18 protein-coding genes are annotated in these 18,928 nt (G+C 47.7%); 3 read left to right on the top strand and 15 right to left on the bottom strand.

Going from position 1 to position 18,928, the window contains the following annotated elements; all coding sequences use genetic code 11:
- Positions 1–13: 13 nt before the first annotated feature.
- Positions 14–2,653 carry a transglycosylase domain-containing protein gene (locus KNQ02_RS04340; protein ID WP_214768561.1) on the bottom strand — a complete coding sequence of 880 codons (2,640 nt, stop codon included), beginning with the start codon at positions 2,651–2,653 and terminating at the stop codon, positions 14–16.
- 32 nt (positions 2,654–2,685) lie between these two features.
- Positions 2,686–3,300 carry a Holliday junction resolvase RecU gene (gene recU / locus KNQ02_RS04335; protein WP_204251435.1) on the bottom strand — a complete coding sequence of 205 codons (615 nt, stop codon included), beginning with the start codon at positions 3,298–3,300 and terminating at the stop codon, positions 2,686–2,688.
- A gap of 74 nt (positions 3,301–3,374) precedes the next feature.
- Between recU and KNQ02_RS04330 the strand changes: the two genes are divergently transcribed.
- Positions 3,375–3,668 (top strand): DUF1798 family protein, encoded by a 294-nt coding sequence (locus KNQ02_RS04330; RefSeq protein WP_088837309.1) that lies wholly within the window; start codon positions 3,375–3,377, stop codon positions 3,666–3,668.
- 119 nt (positions 3,669–3,787) lie between these two features.
- Positions 3,788–4,696: a DUF3800 domain-containing protein gene (locus KNQ02_RS04325; protein ID WP_239456727.1), complete on the top strand. Its 909-nt coding sequence runs from the start codon at positions 3,788–3,790 to the stop codon at positions 4,694–4,696.
- A gap of 128 nt (positions 4,697–4,824) precedes the next feature.
- Here the strand turns inward: KNQ02_RS04325 and nth are convergent, their stop codons facing one another.
- The 13 genes from nth to bshA all read right to left on the bottom strand — a co-directional run bounded on the left by nth (position 4,825) and on the right by bshA (position 17,766).
- Positions 4,825–5,487 (bottom strand): endonuclease III, encoded by a 663-nt coding sequence (gene nth, locus KNQ02_RS04320; protein WP_088837310.1) that lies wholly within the window; start codon positions 5,485–5,487, stop codon positions 4,825–4,827.
- Positions 5,488–5,490: 3 nt separating this feature from the next.
- Positions 5,491–6,069, bottom strand: a complete 579-nt coding sequence (locus KNQ02_RS04315) for a DnaD domain-containing protein (protein ID WP_029330601.1) — start codon at positions 6,067–6,069, stop codon at positions 5,491–5,493.
- 71 nt (positions 6,070–6,140) lie between these two features.
- Positions 6,141–7,430 carry an asparagine--tRNA ligase gene (gene asnS, locus KNQ02_RS04310; protein ID WP_152638933.1) on the bottom strand — a complete coding sequence of 430 codons (1,290 nt, stop codon included), beginning with the start codon at positions 7,428–7,430 and terminating at the stop codon, positions 6,141–6,143.
- A 29-nt stretch (positions 7,431–7,459) separates the two neighbouring features.
- On the bottom strand, positions 7,460–8,641 hold the full coding sequence (locus KNQ02_RS04305; protein ID WP_214807350.1) for a pyridoxal phosphate-dependent aminotransferase: 1,182 nt from the start codon (positions 8,639–8,641) through the stop codon (positions 7,460–7,462).
- 14 nt (positions 8,642–8,655) lie between these two features.
- A complete protein-coding gene (locus tag KNQ02_RS04300; protein WP_214765099.1) occupies positions 8,656–9,123 on the bottom strand; it encodes a hypothetical protein in 468 nt (155 codons plus the stop codon).
- Entirely contained in the window at positions 9,120–9,290 is a 171-nt protein-coding gene (locus KNQ02_RS04295) for a YpmA family protein (RefSeq protein WP_012370646.1), read from the bottom strand. The genes KNQ02_RS04300 and KNQ02_RS04295 overlap by 4 nt, the downstream gene beginning before the upstream one ends.
- 61 nt (positions 9,291–9,351) lie before the next feature.
- Positions 9,352–12,165, bottom strand: coding sequence for an ATP-dependent DNA helicase DinG (gene dinG, locus KNQ02_RS04290; RefSeq protein WP_214807349.1), 2,814 nt, complete (start codon positions 12,163–12,165; stop codon positions 9,352–9,354).
- Between the two features lie 101 nt (positions 12,166–12,266).
- Complete coding sequence (gene panD / locus KNQ02_RS04285) at positions 12,267–12,650, bottom strand: aspartate 1-decarboxylase (protein WP_029330611.1); 384 nt, start codon at positions 12,648–12,650, stop codon at positions 12,267–12,269.
- 3 nt (positions 12,651–12,653) lie between these two features.
- On the bottom strand, positions 12,654–13,484 hold the full coding sequence (gene panC / locus KNQ02_RS04280; RefSeq protein WP_214765100.1) for a pantoate--beta-alanine ligase: 831 nt from the start codon (positions 13,482–13,484) through the stop codon (positions 12,654–12,656).
- A complete protein-coding gene (gene panB / locus KNQ02_RS04275) occupies positions 13,481–14,320 on the bottom strand; it encodes a 3-methyl-2-oxobutanoate hydroxymethyltransferase (protein WP_029330615.1) in 840 nt (279 codons plus the stop codon). The genes panC and panB overlap by 4 nt, the downstream gene beginning before the upstream one ends.
- Positions 14,321–14,559: 239 nt before the next feature.
- Positions 14,560–15,531 carry a biotin--[acetyl-CoA-carboxylase] ligase gene (locus KNQ02_RS04270; RefSeq protein WP_088837315.1) on the bottom strand — a complete coding sequence of 324 codons (972 nt, stop codon included), beginning with the start codon at positions 15,529–15,531 and terminating at the stop codon, positions 14,560–14,562.
- Entirely contained in the window at positions 15,507–16,637 is a 1,131-nt protein-coding gene (locus KNQ02_RS04265) for a CCA tRNA nucleotidyltransferase (RefSeq protein ID WP_251132170.1), read from the bottom strand. Before KNQ02_RS04265 ends, KNQ02_RS04270 begins: the two co-directional genes overlap by 25 nt.
- Positions 16,624–17,766, bottom strand: a complete 1,143-nt coding sequence (bshA, locus tag KNQ02_RS04260; protein WP_214807347.1) for an N-acetyl-alpha-D-glucosaminyl L-malate synthase BshA — start codon at positions 17,764–17,766, stop codon at positions 16,624–16,626. Before bshA ends, KNQ02_RS04265 begins: the two co-directional genes overlap by 14 nt.
- A gap of 178 nt (positions 17,767–17,944) precedes the next feature.
- Here bshA and KNQ02_RS04255 point away from each other — a divergent pair, with 178 nt between their 5' ends.
- Positions 17,945–18,832 (top strand): YitT family protein, encoded by an 888-nt coding sequence (locus KNQ02_RS04255; protein ID WP_214807344.1) that lies wholly within the window; start codon positions 17,945–17,947, stop codon positions 18,830–18,832.
- The last annotated feature ends 96 nt before the right edge of the window (positions 18,833–18,928 follow it).

Genomic DNA, 18,928 nt, shown 5'->3' with positions numbered 1-18,928 from the left:
ATTCCTCTGTTTCTTATTCCGTGCTTTGGGAATCCTCTTTTTTGTCCGTCTTTTCTTTATCGGATTGTTTTTTCTTATCATTTTCTTTTGCTTTTTCATCCGTTGATTGTGTAGAGACTGACTCATCCGTTGCCGGTTCGTCCGTTGCCGGTTCATCCGTCGCTGGTTCGTCCGTTGCCGGTTCGTCCGTTGTCGGTTCATCGGTCGTCGGTTCGTCCGTTGCCGGTTCATCGGTCGTCGGTTCGTCTGTCGTCGGTTCATCCGTTGCCGGTTCATCTGTTGCCGGTTCATCTGTTGCCGGTTCATCCGTCGTCGGTTCATCCGTCACTGGTTCCTCAGTCTCTGGTTCAGCGACTGTGACTGACGTCGCAACAGGACCTGACTCTTCTCCTGATGCTTTCGCGACGAGTGTGAACTCTGTTCGTCCTGGTTTTAGACTGTTGATACCAATTCGATTCGTCGAACTCGTCCCAAGAACCGATGTATTGCCATCCGGATCTTTCATCGATACTTCAAATGTTACGCTATCGTATCCGTTCGTCCGCAACGCTGAATCGTTGTAATTCCAAGTCAGCTCACCTGACTGCGCTTCTTCATCGTAAGAAGCTTGCAATCCAGTCGGAGCTGGTACGGCCTTTTTTTCGACGACCGGCTCCTTCGTTCCTTTCACATACAGTTCGTCACCGATACTGAGGACCGAGCTTGGTTGTTCGAACGGCGCTGGTGTCCGGTCACGTGTTTTGGTCACAAAATCTTTCCATAGGTTTTGTGCCATTCTACTCTCGGTTTGCCCTTCGAGGCCGATCCCGTTATTATTTCCAGATGTCGTCGTTCCTGTCCAAACACTAATGGAGACATCAGAAGTATAACCAACGAACCAAACATCCTTATAGGCATTCGTCGTTCCGGTTTTTCCTGCTGCATCAAATGAAAGTCCAGCCGTCGGGAACGTACCGCCCGGCTTCAGGACGTCACGAAGCATGTCCGTCAACATATAGGCTGTATAGTCTTCCATCGCTTTTTTCGATTTGATTGGTGATTTGATTTTTGATCCATCACTGTACTCAATTGACTTGATGATGTGTGGCTCCACATAATCGCCACCGTTTCCGAGTGTCGCATAAGCGCCCGCCATCTCAGTCGTGTTGAATCCGTGTTTCATCCCACCGATTGCGTACGCTGGAGAAATTGATTCATCTTTTTCTAATGCCAAACCAGATTTAGCAGCAAACGATTCGACCGCATCGCCACCAATCTCTTGGAACGTTTGGATTGCCGGCGTATTGGCTGAAATCTTCAACCAGTTTCGAATCGTGTTTGTTCCTTTGTAACCGTCGTAATAGTTTTGAATCGTCTTGCCGTTAATCTTCGTTTCTTGGTCCGTGATTTGTTTTGCTGTCGACCATTTTTCATTTTCAATCGCTGGACCATACGCGAAGAAGGGTTTCGCAGAAGAACCCGGTTGGTGCGGTTCATTCGCGTAGTTACGGCGTGCCGTGTCTTCCCCTGGATTTTTTCCATCGACGACGGCTAAGACTTCACCCGTTTTTGTGTTGACGGCAGAGGCCGCAGCTTCGGCATAATCTGGTAATTGTACGACTTTGTCTTCTTTAATGGCTTCATTCATATAATCATGCATCGGTTTATCAATCGATGTATAAATTTTGAGTCCTTGGCCATAGATGTCTTTTCCTTCAAGACCAAAGACATCTTCTAATTCTTTTGAGACCATATCAAAGATGACGCTATCGTACGAAGCATCTGTCGTCGATTTTGGAGCGGGATCAATCAATTTAGAAATCGGTTGATCGACTCCTTGGTCACGTTGTTTTTGCGTGATGACGCCTGTCGTCAACATCGCATCTAATACTTGTGTTTGACGCCCCTTCGTTAACTTCGGATCCCCTTTAATCGGGTCATATGCTGTCGGACGCTGTGGCAATCCGGCAAGCATCGCTGCTTCTGCATAATCTAATTTATCGACTGTCTTATTGAAATAGGCTTTTGAAGCCGTCTGAATTCCGAACGAATTCTGACCATAGTAGTTTTTATTCAAGTACATTTCTAAAATTTGATCTTTCGTGTAGTCTTGTTCTAGACGAATCGCTAACCACTGTTCTTGTACTTTCCGTGTGATTGTTTTTTCAGAACTTAAAAACGATTGTTTGATGACCTGTTGCGTGATTGTTGATGCCCCTTCCGAGCCGAATCCATCGGTGATGTTCGCGATGATCGCTCCACCGAGACGACGGAAGTCAATCCCTTTGTGTTGGTAAAAACGTCGATCTTCAATCGCGATGAAGGCGTCTTTGACGACTTCAGGAACTTCTTTAATCGAGACGTACTCGCGACTCGTTCCACCCTGTTTGATTTCCTCTTTGTTGCTCGCATAAATTTTCAGCGGGAGCGCATCCCGTAGTTTCGTCTCATCGAGTTCCGGAGCAGTGGCAATCGCATACGCAGCAAACCCACCTCCGACAAGCATCATGATGATGAATAAGCCGGTTGCAATCATTAATAGCTTTTTAAAAAGTGGACCTTTTCCAGATCCACCTGAACCACCGGACTTCTTTTTTTTCGGACGTTTCGTCCGATTCGATTGTTTAGTTGACGTCTTCGTTTCTTCACGACGTGCGACACGACTTCTTTCCATATGCTATCCTTCTCCTTCAATCCGTAAGTTTCTCAAGTGAAATATAATTCGTCTACTGCTTCGAGATAATCGATCGCAGGGAACGCACCTGTCTTGATTTTTATACCATGTTGTTCGATTTGGTCGAGCGGAATTGATTTACGACCCGTTTCTAATTGCTCCCACCAAGGGAACACGTGCTCGACTGAAAGCACATATTGCACATTATACATACTGAACCGAATGATGACAAAACAAATTCCTCCATGTGCTACGCATTGTCGCATGTGTTCGATTTGGTGGGGGTGGAAGTTCTTGAGTGGAAAAGAGGTTTTATGATTCGTTTCCTTCGCTTCAAAATCAATATATTTCCCCCGATAGACACCATTATAATCGGTCGTCGACGGTTGTTTGAAATAGGCTTCTTTCACGACAGCCGCAGAACGTTTCGGGTAATCGACTTGAACGATTTGAAGGGGGGTTGGCTTCTTGTGAATAATTGCCCGATTATGCGTCAAGTAAAACGTATTGCTTTCATTAATCAATTTTTCAAGCTTCATCCCCCGATTAGAAAACGTCGATGCTTGTGAGCGTGCTTTTTTTATCGTCGTTCCATGAGGTTCGAGAGGCTTTTGAAATTTTTTACCGTTCGGATAATTCAAAACGATTCCCCTCCTATCGCGTTTATTGTACCATGATATGTGATTGTATCGTATCGGCCGAGAGGAGTAGTTAAAAACAAATGACAATTGAACCGTTACTTCAAGAAATCGAAAAAATTTATCAAGCAGGTCGCGCCGGAACAGAATATGACTTCAACGAGGATGTCATTCCGTTCGTCGAACAAGCAGATGTGCTCATCGCCGATTGGCAACATAATGCGCAGAACAGCCCTTATTTACGCCCGGCGATGGTCGAGAGTGCCGTCGATCAACTGAAACAACTATCAGTCCAGGCGTTCCAACCAAAAACAAGTTTAAAACGTTTCAATGAAACGATTAAGTCTGTTCGCTATATCGATCAACTGATGCAGTGATTTCTCTCACTTAAGGTTTTACTTTTTTTAGCAGGAAATCTTGGTATACTTGTCGTACACAGTATAGTGTGGGAGACAGTTACAACTGGTCCTGTAGAACCGCGCGAGGAGGAATCTGATTGGCAACACCTAAATCGAATTCGCGCCATGAATCAAAAATGATTCCTAGAGCGTCGAACAACACTGCGAAAAAATACGTCATGTTCGTCGATGAGACGGGGACACCTAAAGGGAATACGCAATTTAATTTGACAGGTGTCTTGATGGAATACAAATATGCCATCGATTCGGACGAAACGGGTGAACCGAGCCCTTTACGGAAACGCTTGATGGAATTTAAGTCGAGTGTGTTTGAAGATCCACACATTCCACTCCATTTAAAAGAAATTTTAAAGGCGGAGCATCCTTACGGCAAAGAAGACGGGATCACGATTGATATGTTACGTCATTTTTGGGTCGCATTACCTGACTTCCTAGTCGATATCGACTGTACGATTGTCAGTGTCGAAGTCGATAAACAGAAGCTGCAAGATTTTTATTCGACACCAAAAGATCCTTACGTCGTCGCCTTTGCCCACTTGATGAAATCTTTTTACGCTTTTTTAGAGGAGACGGAAGCGACGAGTGCTCGTGTCGTCCTCGAAAGTCGTGATGATTATCAAAACTTATTAATTCAAAAAGCGTTCTTCGATATCTTTAACTCGGGGACGGTCCACCTTGACGTCGAAAAAAGTCGTCAAAAAATTAAAGGCTTCATCTTTGCTGAAAAGGATAGCGACCTCTACCAATCCGGTCTTGAGATTGCTGACCTCGTCTGTCTTCCCCTTTCACGCGTACGTCGTGGCGTGATTGAGGTGAAACCACGGTTTGTCCATTACGGGGACGAAAACCGAATCTTTAAAGCAATCAAAGAAAAAATTTACATTCGTCGCGATAGTCCCGATCAAGATTTCCGAAACTGGGGATTCAAAAAAGTTCCGATCACGAAAAAGCGTCGGGAATGGTCCGATACGCCTTGGAATGGTTAAACATACGCGCGTATGATGGACAAGAGACATTTTATTTCACACGAATAAAGGATAGCACGCTTCCGGGGTTTCTTCCGGAAACGCGCTATCCTTTTTTTGCTTTCAAGCATCATTTAAATAATTCTTCGTTAATCGACAGGGATGATTGTCCCTTTCGTCCGTTTTTTTCCTTCCCGACACATGTCGAGTAATGGGCATTCAAGGCAGTGCGGACGTTGCGCCTTGCAGTGATACCGTCCGAAAAAAATGAATTGATGATGAAGCTTCGACCAGCGTTCCCGCTTGAATCGTTTCATCAACGTCGCTTCGACTTGTGTGACATTATCTTTCCAGCGACAGATACCGAGTCGTTTCGAGACCCGTTCGACATGCGTATCGACTGCGAATGCCGGGACATCGAATGCAACCGATAACACGACGTTCGCTGTTTTTCGCCCGACGCCGGGTAACGCTTCGAGTCCGGCGCGGTCCGTTGGTACTTCGCCTTCATGCAACGTGATGAGGCGTTCCGCGAGTGCTTTGATATTTTTCGCTTTATTGCGATAGAGACCGAGTCGTTTGATTTTCTCTTCGATGGCAGCGACCGGTGCAGTGGCTAGGTCGCTTGGCGTCGGATACGCGGCAAACAATCCCGGCGTGACTTGATTGACGAGCACGTCCGTCGCTTGCGCACTCAAGGCGACGGCGACGACGAGTTCAAACGGATTTTTATGAATCAGTTCACAAAAAGCGTCCGGAAACATCTCTTCGAGGGTCAATTCAATCCGGTCGATTTCAGCTACTCGTAACATGATTCACCCTCCTCTCGTCGCAAGATCTTCGAGTGTTTTAATACCCTCGCGTTCCCACGTCCGCAAAATTTGATTGATATAGGTCATCTTCCGGACGTTATGGTAGACGGCTTCGCGAAGCGCAGCAAGGACTAGCTCTTCCGCGATGTTTTCAATCGTCAGCCACTGAATGATTTGTTCCATTTGAAACGGCGACATCATTCCGAGTTCCCGCTCAAATTGTTGGAAGACCGATGGATTGATCGTATCGAAATTCGGCGCCTCTTGTTCCGGTGGTGCCATTAATTTTTCATAGAGTGGAACTAACGAATAGCGTTCCGATCCGGCGACGTTTTCCATCGCCAGCAACCCCTTCTGTAACAAACCGAGCGTCGTCTCAATCGTTTCCGTCTCGGACAGCCCGAGACGATTGCTCAATTCTTCCGGTGAAGGCATCTCCATCCCTTCCGCACGGCAAGCGAACAGTTGACCGATTAACGTAAACTCGACGAAGCTGATTCCAAGCCGCTTCGCTTCCGTGAACAATCGTTTCGGAAGCACGACGGTCCCTTCTTCGAAAAGTTGGATTAAATTATGATTCATGACACTTCCTCGATTCTTTAGTCTAAGCAAGAAATCGACCCGTCTAAACGATGGGTCGATTTCAGTCTAAATTACGGATACAACCGGTTGAGTAGACGTGGGAATGGAATCGTCTCCCGAACGTGCTCGACGCCCGTGATCCAAGCGACAGTCCGTTCAAGTCCTAAACCAAAGCCACTGTGCGGTACTGAACCATACTTGCGTGTTTCAAGATACCATTTATAGGCGCCTGTCTCATCCAAGTTATGTTCTTTCATATCAGCAAGCAGTTTGTCGTAATCTTCTTCACGTTGCGAACCACCGACGATTTCGCCGTATCCTTCCGGTGCAATCAAGTCGTCACACAGAACGAATCCCGGGTTTTCCGGATCTTCTTTCATGTAGAACGGTTTGATGGCTTTCGGCCAGTGCGTGATGAAGACCGGGCGGGCAAAACTATTTGCGATTGCTGTTTCATGTGGTGCACCAAAATCATCTCCGAATTCGATGTCATCGAATCCTTGCTCTTTCAACATATCGATTGCTTCCGTATACCGGACGCGTGGGAATGGTGCTTGAATCGTTTCAAGAACCGTCAAGTCACGCCCGAGCAACTCGAGTTCCGCTTTACAGTTCTTCAAGGCGGACTGAACGAGATGCGAGACATAGTTTTCTTGGACTTCGAGGTTCATCTCGTGGTCGTAGAACGCCATCTCCGGCTCCATCATCCAAAACTCAATCAAGTGGCGACGTGTTTTTGATTTTTCAGCACGGAATGTCGGACCGAATGAAAAGACTTTCCCGAGCGCCATCGCTGCCGCTTCCATGTAGAGTTGACCCGATTGTGACAAGTACGCATCTTCATCGAAGTATTTCGTTTGGAACAATTCGGTTGTTCCTTCCGGTGCACTGCCCGTCAAGATTGGTGGGTCGACTTTGATGAACCCTTCTTGGTTAAAGAACTCATATGTCGCACGGATCAATTCATTTCGAACGACCATGACGGCATGCTGGCGTTTTGACCGCAACCAAAGGTGACGGTTGTCCATCAAGAAATCTGTTCCGTGTGCTTTCGGTGTAATCGGGTAGTCGATTGCTTCATGGATGATTTCAATTGAAGTGATCTCCATCTCATGTCCAAGTGCTGTTCGCTCACCATCTGATTTGATGACTCCCGTCACCCAAAGTGATGATTCTTGCGTTAGACCTTTCGCTGTTTTGAATAAGTCTTCTCCGACCGTTTCTTTGACGACGACACCTTGCATAAAGCCGGAACCGTCACGTAACTGAAGGAAGGCGATTTTACCGCTTGAACGTTTGTTCGCTAACCAACAGCCAATCGTGATTTCCTCTCCCACATGTTTTGCTACATCTCGAATCATTGCTTTCAAAAGTCAACATCCTCTCTAAGTTAAACGGCTGTACGAGCCGCGATAAATCCTTCAATCCGATCGAGCGCTTCTAGGACACGCTTCGGGTCTGTTGCGTACGATAGACGTACATATTCCGGCGCACCAAATCCTGAACCTGGAATCAAGGCTACTTTTGCTTCTGACAAGACGGCTGTACACCAGTCATCGACGTTTGCATAACCACACATCTTCGCTGCCTCTAAGGCATGTGGGAACAAGTAGAAGGCACCTTCCGGCTTCAAGCACGTCAAACCAGGTATTTGAATCAAGCGTTCGTAAATTTGTTCGAGTCGTTCTTCGAACACGGCACGCATCGCTTCGACCGGGGCATCCCCTTCTTCGTAGGCCGCGACAGAAGCAGCTTGCGCGATTGACGTCGGGTTCGACGTCGAATGGCTCGCAAGGTTTGTCATTGCGCCGATGATTGCTTTCGGTCCGATCGCATAACCAATCCGCCAGCCCGTCATCGCATGCGATTTCGAGACACCATTGATGATGATTGTCCGTTCCCGCATTCCTGGAAGTGTCGCAATCGATAAGTGCGTCACACCGTTATACAGTAATTTCTCATAAATTTCATCGCTGATGACGAGAATGTCATGTTGAATCGCCATCTCTGCTACCATCTCTAACTCTTCTTTCGTGTAGACCATACCTGTCGGGTTCGAAGGTGAGTTCAAGACGATTGCTTTCGTTTTCGGTGTGATGTGTTGCTCGAGCAACTCACGTGTCACCTTGAAACGTGACGCTTCCGTCGTCTCTAAAACGACCGGTACGCCGTCACTCAACTTGATTTGCTCAGGGTAGCTGACCCAGTACGGAGCAGGAACGATGACTTCATCTTCCGGGTCGAGAATGGCTTGGAAGAGTGTCGATAAAGCATGTTTCGCACCAGACGCAACCATGACTTCCGAGCGATCATACGATACCCATAAATCGCGACGTGTCTTCTCGATAATCGCGTCTTTCAACGCAACCGTTCCGCCTGAAGGCGTATACTTTGTATCGCCTGCTTCTGCTGCCGCAAATGCCGCTTGAATGATGAACTCCGGCGTGTTGAAATCCGGTTCACCAGCCCCAAGACCGATGATATCTTGACCGGATGCCCGCAGTTCCTTCGCTTTCGCCGTGATGGCAAGCGTTGTAGAAGGCGTCAATTGTTGTACGCGTTTTGATAACATGTCGCACACTCCTTTTAGTTAATCCGTAGTCGTTTGATGAAAGATCCCTCTTGATACGTATAGTACGAATATTCATAGCCCGTCTCGGTTTCCGCGACGATCTCAATTAAGGCGCGATCTTCGAAACCATATTTCGTGGAAACGATTTTTCCTTGATCTCCACTTTGACGAATGACTTCATCCACCTTAATGCCGTCTTTAACCGGGCGTGTCTCAATCTTACCTTTTGACGGGACAAAAGCGCGTAACGCCTCTCCCTCTTTTTTAATCGAGAAGACGGTGTACTGGTCTTTTCCGTTAAAGACATTTTCGAATGTCACGGCGTCCGGGGCTATTTCTTGTGTTAAACGTTTTTCTGCCCGCTTGACGACTTCTTGTTCTCGCCCCTTTGCTTCACCAACCGTTAACTGGTAGATTCCTGTACCGATTAGCGTAATCAAAAGAACGACCGAAATCAAACCGATGGCGATTTTCCACTTCATGTGCGGTAGATGGTGAAGACCATCTGCTCCTTGTCTTTCTCATCTAGAGCTAAACCAAACATTAAGTCCTCCGTTTTTAACGTGCGATTCAATAAGTCTACGATTTTGTACGTATCGTCATGGCGATTGACCTTGACCGTTGCGAGTGTCTCGATTTTCGAATCCATCTTATATCCTCCCTCATTTTTCTTAACCTATTATAATGCGATAATGGTTATTTTAATAGACTCAATCCGTATCATTCAAGAACAATTCGAGTTCTGCCGTCAATTCTTGAAGTGGTTTTGATAAAACAGGCACATTTGGCAAACTTGAAACAAAACGTTTTCCGTAACGTGTCGTCTCAATTCGACGGTCAAACACGAACACGACACCACGGTCATTCGTCGTTCGAATCAAACGACCGAACCCTTGTTTAAAACGAATGATCGCTTGCGGTAAGCTGTATTCAAAAAACGAAGATTTACCTTGTTGTTCGATTTGTTCCGATCGTGCCTGAACGATGGGTTGGTCAGGCGGTGCGAAGGGTAGACGAACGATGACAAGACAACTTAAGTCGTCACCCGGAACATCGATCCCTTCCCAAAAACTCGCAGTCCCAAAAAGAATGCAGGCATCGAGTTGCTTAAACTGTTTCATCAAGCGCTGCCGGGATCCTTGTGTGATCCCTTGCGACAGCAACGTAAATCGTGCCGGAAGTGCCTGCTTCGTCGCATCATGCGTTTGTCGCAACATGTCATTGGATGTGAACAAAACGAGCATCCGCCCTTCCGTCACTTCAGCGATTTCGATGATTGCTTCCGCAATCGTTTCGGCATATTTCGCAGGTGGGACGTCCTGCAGTAACGGCAAGTCCGTCGGAACCATCAGCCGGACTTTTTCCGCGTACCCGAATGGTGACGGGACAATGAACCGCCGTGTCTCGAGTTCGCTTAAACCAAGCCGCTTTTCAATGAATTGAAACTTGTTCGAGACCGTCAACGTCGCGGATGTCAAAATGCTCGTCCGTTTCGAGAAGACATCCCGGTATAAGCGTTCTGAAATATCGATTGGTTGCGTATAAATCCGTGTCAACTTCCGATTTTTTGCAGTCGTCTCAATCCAGGATACTGTTTCATCATGAGGCGCGAGCATCGTCTCAAAAATCGCATTCTCGACATCCTCGATTTGACCGATCACGGATTTGAGATCCGCGACGACGGACCGTTCCCGGTAACTCATGTGTTCGCGTTGATCGTGGAATAATTTATGAATCGCCCGAATCGCTTGTCGTAATCGACGTAAGACCAATTCGACCCGTTTCGCACTTTCCTGAACGGCCCGCATCGAATGATCGAGTCGTTTGAAGCGGACTGTGACACGTCCTTCCCGTCGCTCTTTCCGGGAAGAGAGATCAAGTCCATAGGCTTGGATGATCATCAACAGGTTATCTGCCTCTTCGATTAGCTCCGTCATCGTCTCATCAATCACTTCACTATGCGCTTCGACCATCTCCGTCAAATCAAACTGATCGGAGAGGCTGACGAGACGCGTCAATAGTTTTTTATCCGCGGAGAATCCGAGTTGTCTAAAAATCCGGTCGAATGAATGCCCGTCGAAGACGAGTCCGAAATGGTGGCTCGCGACTTCCTCGATTTGATGGGCCTCATCTAAAATCAACGGACAGCCTTTCGGTAAGACACCCGCCTCATACTGAATATCACTAAACAATAAGGCGTGGTTCGTGACGATGATCGTCGCGTCCTTCGCTCTACGGACGGCATGTTGGAAAAAGTCACGGCTAAACCACGGATCGAATCGCCCGAGTTGCGACTGGCTATCCGACTGGATCAACTGTTTGATGGCGATGTTCCCTTGTGCTGCTCCACCGGGAAGACTGACTTCTTCCAAGTCTCCCGTCGTCGTTTCAGTCAACCAAACGAGCAATGTTGCTTTCGCTAACGTAAAATTATACGGTTCTTCTGTTTCATTCAGGAAAAACTCGAATTTACGTAAATCAATATAATTGTTCCGCCCTTTGAGCAATGTAATGTCGACTGGGGCATCGAACAGTTGACGCAACAGCGGTAAATCACGGGCGAACAGTTGCTCTTGCAGTTGAATCGTATGTGTACTGACGATAATCGGCGTCTCGTGTTCAATCGCATAATGTGTCGCCGGAACAAGATAGCCAAGAGATTTTCCGGTACCCGTCCCAGCTTCGACGAGCAACGGTACTTCTTGATCAAGTGATTGATAGACATGGCGCATCATCTCAAGTTGACCGGTTCGTTGCTCATAACCCCTGAACAGCTTCGGAAAGATCTCTTGATTCAAGTGATCAACGAACGGTCCGAATGGCTGGAGTTCCGACCGGTGCGGCATCAGTTCCGGATCAAGACGTTTTTTCAGCGCAATCTTTCGGAACGAATCGAACCGATCGTCTGTCTCGATGCCGACTGCTTGAATCGCAAAATCAATCTCTTCTTCCATCGCACTGAATAATTTCGGGGCTAAGCGACGCAACTGTTTTAATGTATCGAGCGGTAGCTCACGAAGTCGACTTAACAGTTCGAGTAATAATTCTGCCGTCGCTTCTGCATCGCTGCCCGCCCGGTGTGCTTCTTGATGCGTCAACTGTAAACTTTCCGTCAGGTGCGATAAGGAGTGACTCTCTGCCGTCGGTAATAGAATCCGTGCCAGTTCGACCGTATCGATGACGGGACCCGTGTACGGTAAGTAACCTTCTTCTTCAAGCGCTTCATTTAAAAATGTTAAATCGAATTGGACATTGTGCGCGACAAACACTCCGCCATCTAACATCGAGAGGACGCGCGGTGCAATGACATCAAATGTGTCTGCGTCCCTTACATCTAAATCGGATATTCCTGTCAATTGCGAGATGAACGGCGGAATCGGATTTTTCGGTCGAACGAAAGCCGACAGACGTTCCGTCACGCGCCCTTGTTCGACGACCGCTACGCCGATTTCAATCATCTCATCTCCAGCTTTAATCGAATGACCTGTCGTCTCTAGGTCGATCACCACATACTTCTTCTCCACGACTTATCTCCACCTTTAACCATCCATCTGTTACGTATCGAACTTCTCATGTTTCATCTTAACAAAAATAGAGACCCGAATGTGTTCCGGGTCTCTGAATTTCATAAGATCGTATGCGCGATTTCTTGAGAAAGCATCTGTTTGATGTTATTCGTTTCATCGAGAACAGCCACCTTCGGCTCGTGGACGAGGATTTCTTCATTCGTCAATTGTGCATATGCCATGATGATGACTTCGTCTCCAACTTGGAAATGGCGAGCTGCCGCACCATTTAAACAAATGACACCGGAGCCACGTTCACCCTTGATCGCATATGTTTCGATTCGGGCACCGTTTTGATTGTTCGTCACTTGAACTTTTTCATTTTCAAAGATTCCGACCGCATCAAGCAAATCTTCATCAATCGTGATGGAACCGACGTAATGGAGGTTCGCCTCCGTCACTCGAGCTTTGTGTAGTTTAGCGTGCATGAATGTCCGTAACATAAATCATGCTCCTCTCGTATAAAGTAAATTATCAATCAAGCGCGCTGATTCAAACTGAACCGCGACGGCTAATAAAATCGTTTTCGTTTCTGATGTAACCGGTCCGAGCGTCGGATAGTCGACCGCTTCGACATAATCAAGCGCCGTTCCTTCAAGATGCAAAGCATCTTTCGTCCGTTCGACGACTTCCTCGACGGCTGTGCCTGCTTCAAGTAACGCGTTTGCTTGCTGGAGAGCTTGTTGCAAACGCGGTGCTTGACTGCGTTCTTGCTCAGACAGATAGACATTTCGTGAGGACTTTGCGAGACCGTCCGCTTCCCGGATAATCGGACACCGTTTAATCTCGACCGGGACGAAATAATCTGCAACATATCCTTCAATCAAGGCTAACTGCTGAGCATCTTTCAGTCCGAAATAGGCACGGGTCGGGTGGACGATGTTCAACAATTTACTGACGACCGTCAAGACGCCATCGAAATGTCCTGGTCGTGACGCACCACAAAGGACGTCGTCGCCCGTTCTGACCGTCACGCGCGCCATATCGAGCGGATACATCGTTTCATTCGTCGGATAAAATACATAATCGACGCCTGCCGCACGCGCCAGTTGTTGATCGCGTTGTTCGTCACGTGGATACCGTTCTAAATCTTCGTTTGGTCCGAACTGCGTCGGATTGACAAAAATACTCAACACGACAATCTCATTTTCACGTCGTGCTTGTTCGAGTAACGAACCATGACCTTCATGCAAAAACCCCATTGTCGGTACAAAACCAATCGAGTCATAGGCTGCTAATTCTTGCCGTAGTTCGTCGATGTCTTGAATGACTTTCATTCTTTACCGCCTCCATAAAGCGAATCGATCAATTCTTCATCCATCGTGAACGTATGTTCAATAGATGGGAATACACCTTGTTTTACTTCTTCGACGTAGCTAGCAATCGCTGCTGTCCCTGACGTATTCCAGTCCGTATACGCTTTAACAAACTTCGGTAGACGTCCGACACCATATGTCAGGATGTCATGGTAGACGAGGACTTGTCCATCGACATCAACGCCGGCACCAATCCCGATGACAGGAATCTGAAGTAATTCGCTGACTCGTTTCGCAAGTTGGTGCGGGACACATTCCAGGACGAGCATCTTCGCACCGGCTTGTTCCGCTGCTAAACTGTCTGCAATCAACTGTTCCGCTGCTGCAAGCGATTTTCCTTGTACTTTAAAACCTTCGAGTACGCCAACTGATTGGGGTGTCAATCCAAGATGTGCGACACAAGGCATCCCTGCGTCCGTCAAGCGACGAATCGTCGTCAAGATGTCCCCAGCACCTTCAAGTTTTAAGGCATCGGCCTGACTTTCTTGAAAAATACGTGCCGCAGCATCAAGCGTCCGGTCGAACGAACCGTGGTAACTTGCGAATGGCATGTCAACGACCATGAATGTCTTCGGTGCCCCACGGCGGACCGCCCGTGCATGATGAATCATGTCCTCAACCGTCACGGCAATCGTCGAATCATATCCTAAAATTACGTTTCCAAGTGAATCACCGACGAGTAAGAGATCGACGGCTCCTGCTTCTGCTAATTTCGCTGACGGATAATCATACGCCGTCAACATAACGAGTTTTTCTCCCGTTGCTTGTTTTTTTAGTAAAGGTGTCATTGTGTGCATGTGTGTTCTCTCCTTCGTTAGTGTAGAGAGGACAAAAGGAAACGCCTTCCTTCCTAAAAATACCCATAGGAAAGAAGGCGTGAATAAGTGCAACATCGTCCTTCTGTCCCTGTCCGAAATAGGATCAAGGCAGGTCGTACTAGCGATAAAAAAAGTTTTCTACCGGTATGACTCCTAACGGCTATCATCCTTCGCTTTATTATACATGATTCAAATTGGCAACTGCAAACGTCGGGATTTTAGTTTTCTGTCCAGTAGACGAGTTCCGCCGAATGGAATGCTTCCATTCCTTGGTCCGTTTCGACCATCAGCGTTCCATCGGCGCGAATTCCGCGCAAATAACCAGACAAGGTTTGTTGACGCGAGCGTAGTGTAACGGGTTGATTGAGCTTATCCGCAAGATGTTCCCACGCTTCGACAAAAGAGCCGAATCCATCGACCAACCACCGTTCGTACATCTGCTCAAACTGATTTAAGAAGGATGCAACGATTTCTGCCCGCCGAAACGTTCGATTGGTCGCGAGTTTAAGGGACGTCGCCCGATCAGCGATTGCCGTACTAAAGACGTCATGGTGAACATTGATTCCAATTCCAATGATGACCGAGCTGATCCGGTTTGCTTCCGTCTGCATTTCCGTCAAAATCCCTGCGACCTTTCGACCATCAATCAATAAATCATTCGGCCATTTGATTGTCACTGGCACGTCGAACTCACGTAAAGATGTCGCTAGGGCAATGCCAGACACGAGTGTTAATTGTCCTGCTTGATCGAGCGGGACGTCTGGTCTTACTATCAAACTCATCGCAATTCCGTTTCCTTTCGTCTCGTGCCAAACACGACCGAGCTGTCCGCGCCCACTCGTCTGGTAGTCACAGACGACGAGTTTCCCTTCTTTGACCTGCTGTTGTGCTAAATCATGCGCAATCCGTTGCGTCGTCTCCGTCTCCTCGACATGAAAAATATCGCGTCCGAAAAATTTCGTCTGTAAGTACTGTTCGATTGCAAGTGCTGTTAAATGATCACCACGATCGATGAGGTGGTACCCGGTTTTTTTATTCGATTCAATCGCGTACCCTGCTTCTTTTAAAGACGCAATTTGTTTCCAAATAGCGGTACGTGAAATATTTAACTGGTCAGCTAAATCTTGACCTGAAATCCAATCCGTCTGCATCAATCGTTGCAAGATTACGTCTCGTGTTGATTTTTCCATTTGCTCACTTCCTCTAACAGAATCGACCGTTGATTTTCAAGGTGTCCGTTTACGACATGCTGTTCCAAATAATGGAGTGCTTCTTTGATTTCTTGTTTTTTCAGCCCGGCAGCAATCATGTCGCGTCCGCCGACTCGTAAATCTTTTAACGAGCGGATCGCTAAAGTTGTCCGGTCTGCGTGACTCCGACCTGTCATTTGATTTAAGACGAGCAGTTCCTCGTCCGTCAATGTATACCGTTGCCAGTCCGTTAGTTGCTCCAGTCGAACAAGCGCTACGAGTCGTTTTGCCCGCTGCTCCTGTTTTTTCGAACGTTTAAAGACACGTAACCGTTCTTGCGGAAACCCGGCGTCGAGCAGCAGCGTCCACACATTTTCTGTCGAGACACCCTGTAATGATGATTGTGCTAATCGTCCCATCACTTCTGAAGTGACGTGTGGAAGATAGGTCGCGAGTCCTGTGCGTAACATCGCTTGTAACGCTGCAACACGCCCCGGTCCAAGGAGCAGTTTTTCGAACTCAATCGCGACACGTTCGATTGCGACGTGTTGAATCGTCTCCGCTTGCTTCGCGATGGCCCGCTCCGTCAAACCGTCTAACGAGAACTCGAGCTGACTCATGAAGCGAAAGGCACGAATCATCCGTAAGGCATCTTCTTCGAAGCGCTCTTCTGGCCGGCCGACCGTTCGAATGATTTTGCTCGCAAGGTCGGCTTGTCCGCCAAAGAGATCGACGAGCCCAGTTGGTTTTAACGCCATCGCGTTGATCGTAAAATCACGTCGTGTCAAATCTTCTTCCAGCGAGACGCCAAGCGTCACGTGGTCTGGTCTACGGCGGTCGCTATAGGTTGACTCAGAACGAAACGTCGTCACTTCGAACGGTACGTGTTCTAAGACGATCGTCACCGTCCCATGCTCGAGTCCGGTCGGGATGACGACCGGAAACAACGGGATGACCTCGTCCGGTAAGAGTGACGTCGCTAAATCATAATCGCCAGGCACGCGTCCGAGTAACGTGTCGCGAACAGCTCCACCGACGACATACGCTTCGCCACCTGCACGTTCGATTGTTTCAATGATCGTATTCGCCAGCTCAGACATTTTCATATCGTGCACACACCCGTTCATAGACCTGTTCATACTTCCGGACGATTTCATTTGAATCGAACCGTTGCCGTGTATCGCGAATTCCGGCATCCGCCATCTGTTCGCGTAACTCGGGTGTATCGGCTATCTGGCCGATTCGTTCCGCCGCTGCCTTGACGTCATACGTCGGAACGATGAATCCGGTTTGTCCGTCTTGGATCACTTCTGGTAAGCCACCGGCATTCGAGACGACACTTGGGACTCCGACCGCCATCGCTTCAAGGACGACGAGTCCGAACGCCTCTTTTTCCGACAACAATAAATGGATGTCACTGATTGCGAGCAACTGGGCGACATGTTCTTGTTTTCCGGCGAAGATGATTTTTTCATAGACCCCGAGTTCTTTTGCCCGACGGCGTGTCTGCCCCATCTCCGGACCATCTCCGACGAGTAATAACCGCATGTCACGATTATTTGCAGCAATTGCAAACGCGACGAGCGTATCATCGATGCGTTTGACGGGGCGGAAGTTCGAAATATGTATGACGACGACTTCTCCCGGCTCAATCCCATAATGTCGTTTTAGACGTTCGTCGCGCATCGGATAATACACACTCTCATCAATCGAGTTCGCAATGACGTCAATATCGTACTCGGCATGCAACGTCATGTTCGTCTCAAGAGCAAGACTTTCCGAGACGGCCGTCACAGCATCCGAACTTTCGATTCCGTAACGGATGGCTGGCTGCATCTCTAAGTCTTGACCGATGACCGTGATGTCCGTTCCATGTAAAGTCGTCACGACAGCGACGCCTTTCTTCTTCGCCATATTGCGTCCGAGCTCTGCACAGACGGCATGCGGGACGGCGTAGTGGGCATGGATGATGTCGAGATCGAACACATCGATGACTTCTGCGACTTTCGAAGCCAATGTAATATCATAAGGCGGATATTTAAATACAGAATATTGGTTGACTTCTACGAGGTGAACCGTGATATTCGGACGATATTCCGTCAGGCGAAACGGCATGCTTGATGTAATGAAGTGGACATCATGCCCACGATCCGCAAGTTTCATCCCGAGTTCCGTCGCGACGACACCACTTCCGCCTACGGACGGGTAACAAAGGATTCCAATCGACTTTTTCATATAAGATCACTCTCTCTTTAATTAGGTTAAGCTTGTCTTCTCGATTCAATTGTAAACAAAACGCCTCTTAAAAACTACATCGACCACTTTTCAAGGAGATTTCCGTAGAAAAGCTAGTCTTTTTCAACGTCTACCGTTACCCTAGAGAAAGAGTCTTGTTAGAGAGGAGCAACCTGTTATGGCACCCCCATTTCAATTTCCGATTCGCTTCCGAAATATTTTTTGGATTTTAATCGGATCATTTATCTTTGCGTTCGGCATTTATCATTTTAATGTTCAAAATGAGTTAGCTGAGGGTGGATTCACGGGAATCACCCTTATTTTAAAGGGCTTGTTCGGTTTATCGCCGTCGATTACGAACCTCGTCTTAAACGTCCCGTTATTTTTCGTCAGCTATAAAATGCTCGGGCGGACGACGTTCATCTATACCTTGATCGGCACGTTCAGCTTTTCCCTTTGGTACGGCTTAATCGCCAACTATTCACCGCTTGAAATCATGTTGAAAGATGATATGGTGCTCGCTTCGTTGTTCGCCGGTGTCTTCATCGGTGTCGGCCTCGGCATCATCTTCAACAACGGCGGGACGACGGGCGGGGTCGATATCATCGCCCGACTGACGAAGCGGTATTTCGGATGGTCGATCGGTCGGACGTTCATGATTTTTGATTTTTTCGTCATCGTCGCTTCATTGACATATCTCGACTACAAACAGGCGATGTATACGTTGCTTGCCGTCTACGTCGGGGCCCGTGTCATCGACTGGATGCAGGAAGGAACGTATGCTGGTAAAGCCGCGATGATCATCAGTGATCACCGGACGGAGATCGCCGACGGGATTCACGCGACGATGAACCGCGGAACGACACGGTTACTCGCGAAAGGTGGATTCTCCGGTCGCGACCTTGAAGTCTTGTATGTCGTCGTCGCCCGCAATGAAATCACCCGGTTGAAGACGCTCGTCAAAACAGTTGACCAACATGCTTTCATCACACTCCATGATGTGTATGAAGTAACCGGCGAAGGATTTACGTTCGATGAAAATCGTGTTCCGATCAAGGAAACGTAAAAACAAAAAAACACAAAAAACACCCGTATGATTCGATTCTGAAGAAGAAGATCGAACCAGCCGGGTGTTTATTTTTTATTAATTTGTACGCGTTAC

This window comes from Exiguobacterium sp. s102 (genome assembly GCF_018618635.1).
In the GTDB taxonomy this organism is placed as follows: Bacteria; Bacillota; Bacilli; order Exiguobacteriales; family Exiguobacteriaceae; genus Exiguobacterium_A; species Exiguobacterium_A oxidotolerans.
This window is presented reverse-complemented; position numbering and strand designations above follow the sequence as displayed.

Excerpts from the sequence above, each read along its gene's own strand:
- KNQ02_RS04340 (WP_214768561.1), bottom strand. The coding sequence starts at position 2,653 with ATGGAAAGAAGTCGTGTCGCACGTCGTGAAGAAACGAAGACGTCAACT.
- KNQ02_RS04330 (WP_088837309.1), top strand. The coding sequence starts at position 3,375 with ATGACAATTGAACCGTTACTTCAAGAAATCGAAAAAATTTATCAAGCA.
- nth (WP_088837310.1), bottom strand. The coding sequence starts at position 5,487 with ATGTTACGAGTAGCTGAAATCGACCGGATTGAATTGACCCTCGAAGAG.
- KNQ02_RS04315 (WP_029330601.1), bottom strand. The coding sequence starts at position 6,069 with ATGAATCATAATTTAATCCAACTTTTCGAAGAAGGGACCGTCGTGCTT.
- asnS (WP_152638933.1), bottom strand. The coding sequence starts at position 7,430 with ATGATTCGAGATGTAGCAAAACATGTGGGAGAGGAAATCACGATTGGC.
- KNQ02_RS04305 (WP_214807350.1), bottom strand. The coding sequence starts at position 8,641 with ATGTTATCAAAACGCGTACAACAATTGACGCCTTCTACAACGCTTGCC.
- KNQ02_RS04300 (WP_214765099.1), bottom strand. The coding sequence starts at position 9,123 with ATGAAGTGGAAAATCGCCATCGGTTTGATTTCGGTCGTTCTTTTGATT.
- KNQ02_RS04295 (WP_012370646.1), bottom strand. The coding sequence starts at position 9,290 with ATGGATTCGAAAATCGAGACACTCGCAACGGTCAAGGTCAATCGCCAT.
- panD (WP_029330611.1), bottom strand. The coding sequence starts at position 12,650 with ATGTTACGGACATTCATGCACGCTAAACTACACAAAGCTCGAGTGACG.
- panC (WP_214765100.1), bottom strand. The coding sequence starts at position 13,484 with ATGAAAGTCATTCAAGACATCGACGAACTACGGCAAGAATTAGCAGCC.
- panB (WP_029330615.1), bottom strand. The coding sequence starts at position 14,320 with ATGCACACAATGACACCTTTACTAAAAAAACAAGCAACGGGAGAAAAA.
- KNQ02_RS04270 (WP_088837315.1), bottom strand. The coding sequence starts at position 15,531 with ATGGAAAAATCAACACGAGACGTAATCTTGCAACGATTGATGCAGACG.
- KNQ02_RS04265 (WP_251132170.1), bottom strand. The coding sequence starts at position 16,637 with ATGAAAATGTCTGAGCTGGCGAATACGATCATTGAAACAATCGAACGT.
- bshA (WP_214807347.1), bottom strand. The coding sequence starts at position 17,766 with ATGAAAAAGTCGATTGGAATCCTTTGTTACCCGTCCGTAGGCGGAAGT.
- KNQ02_RS04255 (WP_214807344.1), top strand. The coding sequence starts at position 17,945 with ATGGCACCCCCATTTCAATTTCCGATTCGCTTCCGAAATATTTTTTGG.